Origin of the sequence: Chryseobacterium cucumeris, from assembly GCF_016775705.1 — a bacterium.
Classification (GTDB): Bacteria; Bacteroidota; Bacteroidia; order Flavobacteriales; family Weeksellaceae; genus Chryseobacterium; species Chryseobacterium cupriresistens.
Genome location: NZ_CP068760.1, coordinates 1,750,650 through 1,764,608 on the forward strand (window position 1 = coordinate 1,750,650; position 13,959 = coordinate 1,764,608).

The 13,959-nt window shown below is 38.0% G+C and carries 12 protein-coding genes and 2 tRNA genes; 5 read left to right on the top strand and 9 right to left on the bottom strand.

What is annotated here, in order from left to right; translation table 11 throughout:
- Positions 1 to 5: 5 nt before the first annotated feature.
- Positions 6 to 659, bottom strand: coding sequence for a MarR family winged helix-turn-helix transcriptional regulator (locus JNG87_RS07790; RefSeq protein ID WP_202843117.1), 654 nt, complete (start codon positions 657 to 659; stop codon positions 6 to 8).
- A gap of 219 nt (positions 660 to 878) precedes the next feature.
- Here JNG87_RS07790 and JNG87_RS07795 point away from each other — a divergent pair, with 219 nt between their 5' ends.
- Positions 879 to 1,190: a hypothetical protein gene (locus JNG87_RS07795; protein ID WP_202843118.1), complete on the top strand. Its 312-nt coding sequence runs from the start codon at positions 879 to 881 to the stop codon at positions 1,188 to 1,190.
- Between the two features lie 205 nt (positions 1,191 to 1,395).
- Here the strand turns inward: JNG87_RS07795 and JNG87_RS07800 are convergent.
- Positions 1,396 to 1,468, bottom strand: a tRNA-Lys gene (locus tag JNG87_RS07800).
- 327 nt (positions 1,469 to 1,795) lie between these two features.
- Between JNG87_RS07800 and JNG87_RS07805 the strand changes: the two genes are divergently transcribed.
- A complete protein-coding gene (locus JNG87_RS07805) occupies positions 1,796 to 1,957 on the top strand; it encodes a hypothetical protein (RefSeq protein WP_171006229.1) in 162 nt (53 codons plus the stop codon).
- Between the two features lie 180 nt (positions 1,958 to 2,137).
- Here the strand turns inward: JNG87_RS07805 and JNG87_RS07810 are convergent.
- A tRNA-Lys gene (locus JNG87_RS07810) sits at positions 2,138 to 2,210 on the bottom strand.
- 283 nt (positions 2,211 to 2,493) lie between these two features.
- On the opposite strand from JNG87_RS07810, the gene JNG87_RS07815 reads away from it, so the two are divergent.
- Both JNG87_RS07815 and JNG87_RS07820 read left to right on the top strand, forming a co-directional pair.
- Entirely contained in the window at positions 2,494 to 2,949 is a 456-nt protein-coding gene (locus tag JNG87_RS07815; RefSeq protein WP_202843120.1) for a MarR family winged helix-turn-helix transcriptional regulator, read from the top strand.
- 14 nt (positions 2,950 to 2,963) lie between these two features.
- Complete coding sequence (locus JNG87_RS07820; RefSeq protein WP_202843122.1) at positions 2,964 to 3,467, top strand: transposase; 504 nt, start codon at positions 2,964 to 2,966, stop codon at positions 3,465 to 3,467.
- Between the two features lie 68 nt (positions 3,468 to 3,535).
- Here the strand turns inward: JNG87_RS07820 and JNG87_RS07825 are convergent, their stop codons facing one another.
- From JNG87_RS07825 to JNG87_RS07845, 5 genes are all read right to left on the bottom strand, one after another.
- On the bottom strand, positions 3,536 to 4,174 hold the full coding sequence (locus JNG87_RS07825; protein ID WP_202843123.1) for a DJ-1/PfpI family protein: 639 nt from the start codon (positions 4,172 to 4,174) through the stop codon (positions 3,536 to 3,538).
- A gap of 102 nt (positions 4,175 to 4,276) precedes the next feature.
- Positions 4,277 to 5,275: a GlxA family transcriptional regulator gene (locus JNG87_RS07830; protein ID WP_202843125.1), complete on the bottom strand. Its 999-nt coding sequence runs from the start codon at positions 5,273 to 5,275 to the stop codon at positions 4,277 to 4,279.
- 194 nt (positions 5,276 to 5,469) lie between these two features.
- The gene (locus JNG87_RS07835) at positions 5,470 to 7,062 is read right to left on the bottom strand and encodes a beta-carotene 15,15'-monooxygenase (protein ID WP_238349694.1); all 1,593 of its coding nucleotides are present in this window, start codon (positions 7,060 to 7,062) and stop codon (positions 5,470 to 5,472) included.
- On the bottom strand, positions 7,055 to 8,119 hold the full coding sequence (locus tag JNG87_RS07840) for an HlyD family secretion protein (protein WP_202843129.1): 1,065 nt from the start codon (positions 8,117 to 8,119) through the stop codon (positions 7,055 to 7,057). Before JNG87_RS07840 ends, JNG87_RS07835 begins: the two co-directional genes overlap by 8 nt.
- Positions 8,120 to 8,123: 4 nt before the next feature.
- Complete coding sequence (locus tag JNG87_RS07845; protein ID WP_202843131.1) at positions 8,124 to 9,446, bottom strand: TolC family protein; 1,323 nt, start codon at positions 9,444 to 9,446, stop codon at positions 8,124 to 8,126.
- Between the two features lie 130 nt (positions 9,447 to 9,576).
- On the opposite strand from JNG87_RS07845, the gene JNG87_RS07850 reads away from it, so the two are divergent.
- Complete coding sequence (locus JNG87_RS07850; RefSeq protein ID WP_202843134.1) at positions 9,577 to 10,389, top strand: helix-turn-helix transcriptional regulator; 813 nt, start codon at positions 9,577 to 9,579, stop codon at positions 10,387 to 10,389.
- 62 nt (positions 10,390 to 10,451) lie between these two features.
- Here JNG87_RS07850 and JNG87_RS07855 read toward each other — a convergent pair whose 3' ends face one another.
- Entirely contained in the window at positions 10,452 to 13,937 is a 3,486-nt protein-coding gene (locus JNG87_RS07855; protein ID WP_202843135.1) for a DUF2723 domain-containing protein, read from the bottom strand.
- Positions 13,938 to 13,959: the final 22 nt, after the last annotated feature.

The window sequence follows — 13,959 nt, forward strand, 5'->3', positions numbered from 1 at the left end:
CGCAATCAGTTTAACTTTTTATATACGGTGTTCAGCAGATCCCTTGTTTCCAGATTCATACGGTAAAAAGAATCATGAAATTCATCCAATTTGGAAAGCACTGCAATGAGGAGCATTTGTTCAGCATGGGTAAGATTTCCTACGACAGCCCTGGAAGCCCTGCGGATTTCCTCCATATGTTCATCCAGTATCGCCAGCCCTTTCTCTGTTATCTGTATATTTTTTATTCTTTTATCTTTTGGGGAAACTGCCTGTTCAATCCAGCCATTATGGAGCAGCCGGTTAATAATAAGTATACCTGAAGATTTCTCATGTACATTATGTTTTATCAGCTCCATTTTTGACATCGCTCCCATGTTCTTCAAACTGATAAGATAAATGAAGTCATCCTGGCTGGAAAAAACCGAACTGCCTACTGCTGATCTTGAATAAGACTTTGCATATCTGTTCATTCTGATCAGCAAAGTATTTATAATACTGTCTGAGCTTCTTCCTGATTCCTTCCCTATCCAGTCAGGATTTCCAAGATCCTGCTGATGAGCAGCATTGATCCATTCTGTAAAACCATGAAGATCATTGCTATATAGAGCCTTACCTTCATTTTGTTCCATAAATTGCTGAACGAGTTCTACCACTGATTTTATAAGTTCAAAATTCATATCAAACAAATTAGTACACAAATATACTTATATAAGTTTACAAATAAACTATTTTTTGTTTTTTATTTTAATTTTTACATTTTGAACAGCATTTAACGGTAATAAAAAACGACATTATTTCAGTAATACACCTTTAGATCTCCATTATGATTCTGCTCATATCACTGTCAGGGTTAAATACCGAAATTTGGCTTCACTCTATACACAAAACAAAATCCTATGAAAAAATTAGTTTTATCAATAGCAGCAGCCAGTTTTATGATTTTGGCCTGTAAAAAGAAGGACACAACAAGTAGTACCCCCGTTGCCGATTCAGTCAACATGCAAAGAAATTATTCTGATACAGCAGCATCTGCGGTCAGGGATACTCAAGACAATACAACAGGTAATGACAGTATTAATACAAAAAATCACGTTGGGGGAAGAAAAACGAGCAATAATAATACGGGTAATGGCACAGCCAATATCAATGCAGCAGTTTCAGACAGTGCGCACAATACGCAGGGAAGATCCGGCAATGTAAAAAAGTAGTTATTGGACCACAATAGCATTACAATATACAACCGATATAAAAACAAAAATTGCTATTTATATCTGTTGTATGATGTTCGTTATGGATGCTTTTATTATTAAAATATCGTGGAATAGCTTCGAATTGCAACATACATTTGGCAGACAACAAATAACGAAAAATAAAAAGGACAAACCATTCATAAAAATGATTTGTCCTGTTATGTGACCCGGCTGGGATTCGAACCCAGGACCCATACATTAAAAGTGTATTGCTCTACCAGCTGAGCTACCGAGTCGGCCCTTACTTTTTCAAGTAAATCCCTTTCTGTAAGGGACTGCAAAGATAGAAACTTTTTCTTTATTTACAATACTTTCCGGACATTTTATGCCTATGATTCCGCTAACTTTTACAATATCAGACACAAAAATTTCACACGCCTGAGGAGGTTCTGAATGTAAATTTCAAAAATGGACCAAAAAGGCTTCAATAAAAAATTGAGAAATGCAGTGAATCCCTTTGTTTCTCGTGGTCCGATTAACAAAACAATCTTATTTTCATAAAATTTGAAACAACTTTACTATCAATAATTTGTTTTTTTCAAATAAATTCACTATATTGATATATGAAAAAAAATGAACGTCAGGACAATATAACACACGCTGGCAAAGTTAACGAAAGAACAAAAGCATTGGAAGTCCTTGAAAAAGCAAAAAAAGTACAAGGAAAAATTACATTTCTCCGCCAGGGAGTCGGGAGAAATTTTAAACCCAAAAATGAAGAGTAAAGATATTGCTGACTTCAATGGCAATAGAACGAGAACAATCAAACGGATCAGTTAATTCAAATTTATAATAACCGGCCATTTGAAACATTATAGCAAAAACTATAAATAAAAAAACCTGCAAAAATAATTTGCAGGTTTTTTTGTATTTTTCTGATGCTTTATTTTTGCATCTTAATATTGTGACCCGGCTGGGATTCGAACCCAGGACCCATACATTAAAAGTGTATTGCTCTACCAGCTGAGCTACCGAGTCGGCTACTTACTTTTTCAAGTAAATCCCTTTGTTTAAGGGACTGCAAAGATAGGAAAACCCTCATTAAATCCAAATTATTTGAAGCTTTTTTATCATAAAATTTGCAACAAAAAAGTCAAACACCTGTTTATAAATTAATTACGCTGTTATTTTTTTTAATTCAAATTCCCAGCATTAATAGTAGCTGACGGATAATATCATTTTTTGAGCAAAAAATTTATTTTGATAAATCAAAAAACAATAATATCTTAGCAACTAAGATAATTATAAAATAATTTAATTAATGACTAAAAATAATATACAAAATTTCCGTGAAGCCAGCAGAGCCTATTCTGACGCTTCAATCTTTATGCATGAGGCCATTGCCAGAAAAGCAGGGCTTTCCAGCACAGATCATAAATATCTGGGACTTATTCTGCAGTACGAATCCATAACAGCAGGTGAAATATCTAAGCTGACAGGTCTTACAACCGGCGCTGTTACGGGTTTAATTGACCGGCTGGAGAAAAAAGAACTTCTTAAAAGACAGTTTATTAAAGAAGACCGCAGAAAAGTAATGATCATCCCGAATACAGAAAACAGCATGAAATTACTCGGTCCTATTTTTGAAGAGCTGCAGCAAAAAACCATGAAACTCGTTTCCACTTTTTCTAAAAAGGAAATAGAAACTATTGAACGTTATTTCAGGGAAGCCACAGTTCTTATGAAAGAAACAACATACCATTTAAATAACCCATAAATCAATACAATACCATGGAAAGTTTAACAGCAACCTATATAACCCGCGCAGAAATCTGGCTTTGCATCACAACATTACTTTATTTTCTTATGAACGGGGCACAGATTTTCGAAACCCTCCTCTTTGTACCAAAATGGGCTTCTTCCCCACCCGATACATTGAAGCTGCTTCAGGACGGAAATGGAGTAAGCCTGAAGTTTTTTTGGATCATCCTTCACTCTTTGCATGAAATAACCTTTATCCTTGCGATTGCTTTTTGCTGGAAAATTGATCCGGTAAGGAACTGGCTTTTGATTTTACTCATTATTCACGCAGCTGTAAGATTCTGGACATTAGCTTTTTTTGCTCCGAACATTATACAGTTTCAGAACCTAGCATCCGCCTCTTCTGTTTCACAGGAAATCATAAACAGAATTTCACTTTGGAAAACCCTTAACTATATTCGGGTTGCTGTTTATATTGCGGTATCAATTGGTTTCATTCCTCTTTGTATTAAAGTACTCAGTTTTCGTCAGTAGACCACAATCTAAAATATAAATTTCGCCGATCTCTGATCGGCGAAATTTGCAAATCAACAGATTCTCTTTTACGCTAAGTTTCCAGATTTTACATTCTGATATTCAAAAATCTCTATAATGGTGTTCATTGTTTTCTGTCCGAGATGTTTTCCAACCAGATAAAGAGCGGCATCTATCCCGGCTGTGATACCTGCCGTGGTTATCAGGCTGCCCTGGTCAATATATCGTATATTCCTGATTACATTGGTTTCCGGATTATGCTGTTCAAGGGCATCCAGTAACATATGATGCGTAGTAACATCATAATCAGCAAGCATTTCTGTCCCTGACAGAAGCATACTTCCGGTACATACTGTAAATACTATTGTTCCTGCATCATAATGATTTTCAACCCATTTCAGAACAGTTTCCCGAAAATCCCCGTCCTCAATATATTTCATAATGTATTCAGGATTTGCTCCCGGAACGACAATCATATCCGGTTGAGGGCATGTATGGATATCGTAGATAGGAATAAGAGCCATTGTGTCCGCCTCCATATTTACCGGATCTTTTGTTTTCCCTACTGTAAAGCAATTGTAGCTGCCGGGTTCCAGAACATTCGCTTTAACAAAAACATCTAAAGGGCCATTTAAATCAAGTGCTTCCACCTGATCATAGATTAAAAATGCAACATTCATTGTCTTGCTGTTTGGTACGTGATTCATAATTTTATTATTTAAGATTATTATTTTCAGATCATGGCACAGGTCTTCCCTGCTGACAATTGATGATTGCCAGTTTTATGTAAAATCAATAAGAAAAAGCTATTATCCTGTAGTCTTGAATGCCTTCCTGTACTGTGCCGGAGAGAGGGAAATGTTTTTAAGAAATAAGCGGCTGAGAGAAACAGCATTACTAAATCCGCATTTATCAGCTATCATATCGATGCTCATATCAGTATATTCCAGCATATTTTTAGCCTGATCCAGCCTCATTTTTTCGAGAAATCTGCCGGGAGTCATTCCTGACTCTTTTACAAATACCCTGGAAAAGTTACGGACACTCATGTTCAGGAACTCTGCCATATACTCCACCGTAATAGCTTCTCCAAGCTTATCTTTCAATAAATCACGGATTTGTTTTGTAAAAGGAGACATTATTTCATATTCCGGCAATGCATTTCCAAACTGAGACTGTGCTCCGGATCTTTTTAAATACAGGACGAGATGACGGGCAACTTCGGCCGCCAAAGGTTTTCCAAAGTCTTCTTCCAATAGAGCCAATGCAAGATCCATCCCTGAAGAAACACCTCCTGAAGTATAAATTGGCCTGTCACGGATAAAAAAAGGATTAATATTCACATCCAATTTTGGATAAGATTTCTGTAAAGTATCTGCGAACTTCCAGTGAGTCGTTACCTGTTTGCCATCCAACAGACCCGCTTTGGCAAGGATGAACGCTCCTACACAGACAGATCCCATTCGTCTCACGCCGGGAGCTATATTTTGAAGGTAGTGATAAATGTCCGGATTGACCTCATCCAGTACATTCAACGTGGTACCTGCCACCAGTAAAGTGTCTACAGGAAAATCAATATCATATATAGTATGGCTGCATGATAAAGGCATTCCTGAACCTGAATATATTATTTTTTCTGAAGTTCCTGATACCAGATACACATGATAACCGGAATCCTGTTTATCATTTAAAAAACGGTTTGCTGATGTAAAAACATCCCATGGTCCGGCAATATCAAGCAGCTGTACCTCCGGCAATGCTAAAAGCACTATATTTTTAATTCCTGTTTTTCGCCTTTCTTTCTTCATATCTCGTTCTGTATGAGTACAAATGTAGAAAGAAAGGATTTTGTCTGCAATGACAAAAAACATACAATTCCGGCCAGAAGTAATTACTATTCTTTATCAAAATAAAAGAGACTGCCTTATCAGACAGTCTCAGCACTCTACTATAAAATTAGCTACAAGCTATACTTTTTCGATGATTAGCATTAAAATTCTCTTTACGCAGGAGATAATCTGCGTGATTTTAAATAAAGAGCAGTGCGGTTAAGATATGGGAAAAGGAAAATCAATAACAGTGAGGCGGCAAGAAGCCATACCATCATTTCATAATAATCCATCGCAAAACGGACATGATCCTGAACATTCATTCTGCCAATCAATAGCTTATTGGCAGCTTTAACAGCCTTATCTTCCGGCATTCCGCGAGCAATAAGCTTAGCAGTCTGCTGATGGAGAAAGCTTTTAACTTCCGGATCGACAGCACTTAAATGATCCTGAAAGGCATTATAATGACGGCTTTTCTCAAACAGTTCAAAAAAATTGATCAGGGCAATACTGATACAAAATCCAAGATACCGTATTGCTAATGCTGTTGCCGCAGCAGAAGGGCCAATGGCTGCAGGAACTGACGAAATAATAAAGATAATCGTCGGAACCATAATCAATCCCACACCCAATCCCTGAATAAATAACGGGATATAATAATTAAACTCATCAGCCTGAACATCAAAGGAATAATACATGACCGCATGAAAAATGAGCAGCATTAAAAAACCCGGTCCCCAGATATACCGTATATTTTTCTTCTGCAAAACCATACAGCAGGCAATAATGACTCCCATAACCAACCCTGTAAGATTGAAAATATTAATATAGGAAATATGAAATGGGTCCAGATGCAGCTCCGATGCAAAATAGGTATTGACAATTCCTGAAGCAAAACGGCATATATACATCACAAAAAGAATCAGCAGACCTACTTTAAAATTCCGGTATCTGAAAACACGCAGATCAATATAAGGCCTTTTAATAGCCTGCTGGCGAAATACTGATATTCCACCCAGGACAATAATTCCAATGACACTTCCCAAAATCCTGTTATCCTCCAGCCAATAATATTCCTGCCCGAAAATGGTTATATATCCTATGAGCACCAGCATCGTACTGAACAGTCCAAAACTCTGCCAGTCGAGTTTATAGAGATGAAATCTTGCATGGGTTCTGTAATTGCTCATCGCCAGGGTGAGGAAAATAAGTCCCGGAAGATAGGAGAAGATGGCTGTTTTATAGACAATATTAAAATTATACGAATCTATGAGGTCGGCGGTTATAAGGTTATTAAATGGCAAAGCACAAATTAAGATCCCGAAAAACACTGAAAAGCTGATCTCCCGGCCCCTTTCACTGCTCAGCCGGGTGAAAATAAGGGTTAGTGACAGGTTTACATTCCCGGCAAACAACATTCCCTGCATAAAACGCACCGGAAACAGGATATAAATTTCACGGGTAGAATAGCATAGCAGACAGGCCAGAATTTGCAGTGTGGTAAAAAGAAGAAAATATTCTTTTGCAGCCAGAAAACTGAAAAATCGTCTTTCCAGGCTATAAAAACCTACATACCCGGCATAAAATAATGCTACCGAAAACTGAATGTCTGCCGGCTCACTTCCGTAATATCCTGCTGCTGCATTTATATTGGCTAAAGGGAGAAAAAAGATAATAATTCCAGGAAGTGTCATTGAAAAAAGAATGATTTTCACCAACCATTCCGGAGCCCATTTTTTGAAATAGGGCATTTGTCTTTTAGCCATTGGAATGCTTTTTATTAGCATAAACATTTACATTCATTCCCACTTTCAGAACATCAATCTGGCTTCTTTGCCCATCCAGTCTTATTCTCACAGGAATACGCTGTACAATCTTGACATAATTCCCGGTAGAGTTATCCGGTGGAAGCAAAGAAAAACTTGAACCTGTTGCAGGAGAAAGGGAAATAATCGTTCCCTGGAATTCTTTGTCCGGATAAGAATCAGCAACAATTTTCACATGATCGCCGATATGCATATCCCTGATCTGGGTTTCTTTATAATTAGCCACTACCCATTTATCAGTTTCATTATTGACAATGAATGCCAGCGTTTCTCCGGCATCAATCATCTGCCCTACTTCTACGGTTCGTCGTCCCATTCTTCCATCATAAGCAGCAGTAACAGCGGTATAGCTTACGTCTAGTTTGTGACGGTCCAGCAATGCTTCCAGTCTTGCAATTTCTGCCAGAACAACGGCTTTTTCTGCCCTTATATCATTAATCTTGGATACAGAAGCTGCATAATTATCCTGCGAAGATTTATAATCACTTTCGTTGACATCCAGTGTTGCTTTCACATCTTCAAGTCGCTGTCTGGTAGCAGATTCTTCATCATACAGCTTTTTATACCTGTTATAATCAAGCTGCTGTTTCCAGACTTTTGCTTTATTGGCATCCACCTGGGCCATCGCTGCGGCAGCTTCCTTTTCTGTAGTTCCTGTAGTACTTTCCAATACTCTCAGCTGGGCACGGGCTTTCTGAAGGGCTGCCTGAGTCTGTTTTTCCTGAAGGACATATTCACGGTTATCAATAATTAAAAGAGTATCGCCCTTTTTTACTTCCTGATTTTCTTCAAATTTCACGGCAACAATAAATCCTCCGGCTCTTGAAATAATAGGATTTACATATTCCTGAACCTGTGCATCATTGGTCTGCTCATAGGCATAATAATTTTTTAGGGTAAACCCGCCCCACACTGCAAGTGCAGCAACGATTACAACTGAAATCCATCCTGTGATCTTCGTGATCATTCTATCGGTGGGAGTGTATTTTTTTTTCATTGTTTTATAAAACGCCTGTAATATTTTGTAATAAATAATAATTGTTCTGTGCCATAATTTTAGCCGCTTCCAGTTCAAATTTTGTCTGAAGCAGCTGTATATCTGCATCCAGCAATTCTGTAATAAGAGAAGTCTGGCTGAAGTAAGTATTTTTGATAATACGTGCATTTTCCTTTGCCTGAGCTACATTGGCTTCTGCCACTTTTATCTGTTCCAAAGCTTCCTGATAACGCAGATAAGCTTCTTTCACCTGTTGTCTTACTTTATCTTCAGTATCCCTGTGCACTTCCTCTTCTTTTTCAAACTCCAACTGGGCGGCCTTTACTTTATGGGTGTTATGGTAAAGGGAAGAGATGGAAAATGATGCTTTAATTCCAACGATTCCCAGCGAATACCAATAAGGATTATAGGGATAAAGGAAAATCTGCGGATTGGCGTAATAAAATTCGCCATACATCCCTACCTTAGGTCTTACATTCGCTTTTACCTGTTTCAGTTTGATAATACTCAGCGCTGTCTGCTGTTCAGAAACATGGTAATCAAAAGAATGATCCAGTGCCAGTTTCAGGTATTCGTTGTACGTTGTATTCTCATTCCACTGATTAAACGGCGCTTCAGGAATAACAACCTGTTCATCCGGAATTCCAAGAATAATATTCAGTTTCTGCATGGCGATGAGGATATCATTTTCTATGGTCACCAGTGCCATTTTTCGTTTTGAAAGTTCAAGTTCAATCCTTAAAACATCACTTTTTAAAACCACTCCGTTTTTATAAAGAGTCTGTATTTCTTTTAATTGTGTTTTCTGATCATCAATATCCTGCTTGATAAGATCTCTGAAAATTAAGGTTTTCTGTAATTCCAGATAAAGTGATGCTGTTTTGTAGTGAATATCTGAAACGGACTGTTCTTTCCGGATATCCTTAATTTTCTGAAGCGTTTGATTTTCCTTAATCTTAAGATTCAGTTTGTTTCCGTTATAAATATTCAGATAAAAATCTGCTCCGGCTCTGTAAAGCGTATGGATAACTTCATGCTGGGTTGGTTTGGAAAAGATTCCGTTTTCATAGATAGGAATGTTGGAAGCTTTTTCTGCAGAACCTTTAATTTCTATTTCCGGGAGTCGCTCTCTTTTAGCGTCTTTTACTTCGGCTTCGGCAATGTCTACGTTGATTGTATTGATTCTGATATGGCGGCTGTTTTCCTCCGCTTTCTGCCATGCTTCCTTCAGGGAGAGTCGTATGGTATCCTTTGCTGGACTGCCGGTCTGCGCTGATACGATGGAGAAAACTCCAAACATCAGCAATCCGGCGACATAAATTTTCATTTGAATTTTTGAATTATTGCACTGCAAATTTATTGGCAATCCGGAAATTTTATTTATCTAAAATAGTCAACTTTTACATGATTCCGGCCAAATGATTATATTTGTATTCTTATTGGTATTTTAAATTTTTATGGGATTAATTGCTGCGCTTCCTGATATTGATAAAGACGATAAAAGTGTATTTGTCATGCACGAAAAATCTGAAAAACTGATTCCTTTTCACAAGCATACAAAAGGACAGCTGAGCTATGTGGAAGGCGGCATCGCCTATATAACGATTGATAACAGAACCTATGTGGTACCGGCAAGACACTTTTTCTGGATTCCGCAGGGAATGGAGCACATTTTAGAGATCGGACATACAGCCACAGTCCTGCGTTCCCTTTATTTTTATGCCCACGATGATTTTTCAGATCCTTTTTATAACAGATTAGGAATATACCCTGCATCCGAACTGCTGATTCAGATGATCAAATATTCTGAAATATGGGATGAAAAGCATGTAACTGCAAAAGATGAAAACTTTGAATTTCTGGTAGCATTAAAAAAGATCCTTCCCAAAACCCATCAACAGCCATTACCTATTATTCTTCCTGCCACTCATAACAAACAGATGATGAAAATCGTATCTTATCTGGAATGGAATATCGGAGAAAAACTGACTCTGGTTAATGTAAGCAGTAAATTTGGTTTGAGTGAACGCTCTTTGTCGCGTCTTTTCAAAGCGGATATGGACATTTCTTTTCTGCAGTACCTGAAAACATTAAGAATCATTAAAGCCATTGAACTGCTTTTAAATACCGATAAGCCTATCAATGAAATAGCGGATGACGTTGGATACAGCTCTATCAGTGCCTTTAGCGACACCTTCCATGAGTTTACCCAATCCAGACCTTCTGATTTAAGGAAGAGCAATAAAGCCATTCAGAATTTTACAGATTAAATTGGACCCTGAATTAAATAAAAGCCTTTAAACATTATGCTTAAAGGCTTTATCACTGATTATTACTGTGTCACTTTCATCATCACATTGGTAATCTCAATTTCTTTTTTCCTGGAATAGGTGGAATCAAAGGGCTCCATAACATTGAATAAATACTGATAAAAGGGAGCGATCTGGCGTATATTTTCAGCTTCTTTCCCTGCTCTTTCTTTGTCCATCTGCTGCAGACCTTTTATGAAGATATTGAATTTTTTGTCGATAGGCTCCATTGCTTTTAAAAGATACGCATGTGCTTTTTCATTTTGCCCAAGCTTTTTGTAGCCTTCAGTAACAGCAGAAACCACCAATGCATATTCCATCGGCTTGGACCTCATCTGTCTTTTCGCCATTGCTTTAAATGAAGGAGAAAGATTCTGGTAATAATCATATTCTTCAAATATTCCTTTTTTGAGCATTTCTGCAAGCTGAAGACCTTTTTGCTCCTGCCCTGCAACAATATATCCGGTAACCATGGCGCTCAGTGAACGTGGATCGTTGTATTTTTCAGCAGGAATTTCTTTTGCAGCAAGTTCCAGTAACTCGAGTGCTTTCGCTTTCTGCCCGCTTGCCACAAGTGCAGATACAGCTCTGCTCACCGACATTCTGTAGCCCAAAATATTTGACGTAGCTGTTTCATCATAATAAATACTCAGATCTTTAAAATTTCCCCATCTGAAATTTTTCACCAACTGATAAAGAGATTGGGCATCTACCCTTCCTTTATCTCCATCAGGTCCCTGAGGCGTATGAATGGGAACCAATCTGTAGCTGAAACCGTCAAACTGCAGATATTCATCCAGATAAAAAATATTTTCGCTTTCATACATTCCGCCTGAAGAGAAACTGATCGGGCGCTTCCAGTCGAAATTGGCCAGCATATCCAGCACTATCAGATTGCTTTTGTAAAGGGTATTCGCTTCATAATTGATCATGATCTGATCTACAGCATCCGGAAGATCGGACTGATTAATAATTCCTGCTTTTACGGCATTTTCTTTGTTGACGGGAAGGATAAATTTACTGACTGGAATAATATTGTATTTTTCATATTGTTTTTCGCCGAAGTACATTTTCAGCAGTTCATCTTTTTCAGACGATTGTAATTTCAGAAATTTTATAGCATCCTTCAGGATCATTGAATCCTGAGTCAGATATTTTCTGAACTCCTGGAAAGCCGTTTCCGGCGCTCCCTGTTCTTTCAGCATCTGGAAAAGTCCTTCCCAATCTTCTTTTTTCATCAGATACACCTGATCATTGACACCGTCTCTATATTCTTCATGGGTCAGCTCACCCGGAATTCCCATGGCATTGTAGGTTCTTCTTTTCACCTGATCAATATTCCATGGAGTGGCTAAAAGGGTAAAATTGACCGTTTTCACATCATCCCTGAATCTTTCTGTTTCCTGAATAGCCCACACCGGAAAAGTATCATTATCACCATAAATAAAAATGATATCATCTTTAGGCAATGACCGTAAAAATGAATAGGCATAATCGCGGGCTGCAGTTTTTTTGCTTCTGTCATGGGAAGTATAATTCTGGAATCCCATCATAAAAGGGATTCCCAGCAATACAACTCCCAGTATAATGTTGGCTGCATTGGATTTAATCTTGGACTGAATCAGCCAAAGGATGGCTCCGGCTCCCAGACCAATCCACACGGCAAAGGCATAGAATGAACCTACCATGGCATAGTCTCTTTCCCGCACTTCAAACGGTTTTACTCCGGTATAGAAAACAATTCCCACACTGGTCAGAATAAACAGTGAAAGTATGGCATAAAATCTTCCAAAATCTCTGTTCAGCTGGAAAAAGAAACCAATCAAACCCAGAATCAATGGTAAAAAGAAAAACTTTACGGTACTTTCATTTTTAAATTGAGCAGGCATATGATCCTGATCACCCAACAGAGCATTATCAATAAAAGAAAATCCTGAAATCCAGTTCCCGTTGGTATTTTCCATATGTCCCTGAAGATCGTTCTGTCTTCCAACAAAATTCCACATCAGGTATCGCACAAAATAATATCCGTTCTGGAAAGAAATAAAATAATCCATATTCTGAGCAAATGAAGGGCGCTGTACCTTAATCAGATCATAAGGTTTTACTTTCAGATAATCTTCTGCAGTGATAGAATCTCCTTCATATTTTGCTCTCAGTTCTTCAAAAATACGTTTAGCCTCAGGATTGTCTGCCACATCTTCATTATCGTAATTGAAGGTAAAATCAGGAGCTCCATACAATGAGATATAATTAGCCATCACTTCTTTATCTTCATTGAACATCCTTGGCATAAAACTTATGTGAGATTTATTAAAAACATAGTTGAATCTTTCTCCGGTTTTTCTGTAAGTTCCGGTTTTTTCATCTTTTTCATAAATATCTCCGGTGATGTCTCTTTTATAACTTCCGTCTTCCTCTTTTTCCAGCCCGTTTTTGTCGAGAAAAGCGGTATAATTCTGCCCGTAAATCGTAGGCCAGTCACCATATTGAACCCTGTTATAATAATCTCTCATTCCGATCGCGGTATCCGGATCATTAAGATTCATCGGTGGATTCGCATTGGCTCTGATGGGAATCACCAGCCAGCAGGAGAAACCAATGATCATGTAAACAAGGGATAAAACCACAGTCTGGTATACCTTCTTTTTTGTTTTTCCAGCATACTTAATTAAGAAATAACTTATTGCGGCCATAAAAACAAACGCCGCAATTGTCCCTGAATGGAAAGGAAGCCCTAAACCGTTCACAAAGAAAATTTCAAGCTGTCCAAAGAGGGTCATAATCAAGGGGAAAATAATCTTGAACACGAAGGCAAGAATTCCCAAAGTAACAAGATTCGCTATGATAAAACTTTTCCACGAAAAGGTATAATTCCGGGCGTAAAACACCAGACATATGGCCGGAAGAGCCAGCATACACATCATATGTACTCCTACGGAAAGACCTGTGATAAAGAAAATAAGGATGATCCATCTCTCACTGTCAATCGCTTTATATTCGTTTTCCCATTTTGTAATGAGCCATACCAGCAACGCAATAAACAGCGAAGCCATTGCATACACCTCACCTTCTACAGCCGAAAACCAAAAGGTATCTGAAAAGGTAAAGCATAAGGCCCCGATAGCTCCTGCAAAAAGGATAGAGATTTCCTGATGTTTTGTAATCTCTTCAAAGTCTCTATGCAAAAGCCGTCTTAAAAAATGGGTGATCGTCCAGAACAGCAACAGAATGGTAAATGCACTGAATAACGCTGACATGGCATTGATCACCACAGAATAATTTTCAGTATTTCCCAATGCAAAAATACTCGCTGCCGCTCCCACGATCTGGAATAAAGCGGCTCCCGGAGCATGAGTTACCTCCAGCTTTACAGCTGAAGAAATATATTCCCCGCAGTCCCAGAAACTCAAAGAATGTTCTATCGTTGAAAGATAAGTAATAAGCGCAATAGCGAAAAGGAACCATCCCAGTACGGTGTTCCATTTTTTAAAAGACCAGTTTTTCATATCATATTTTCCAATATGTATA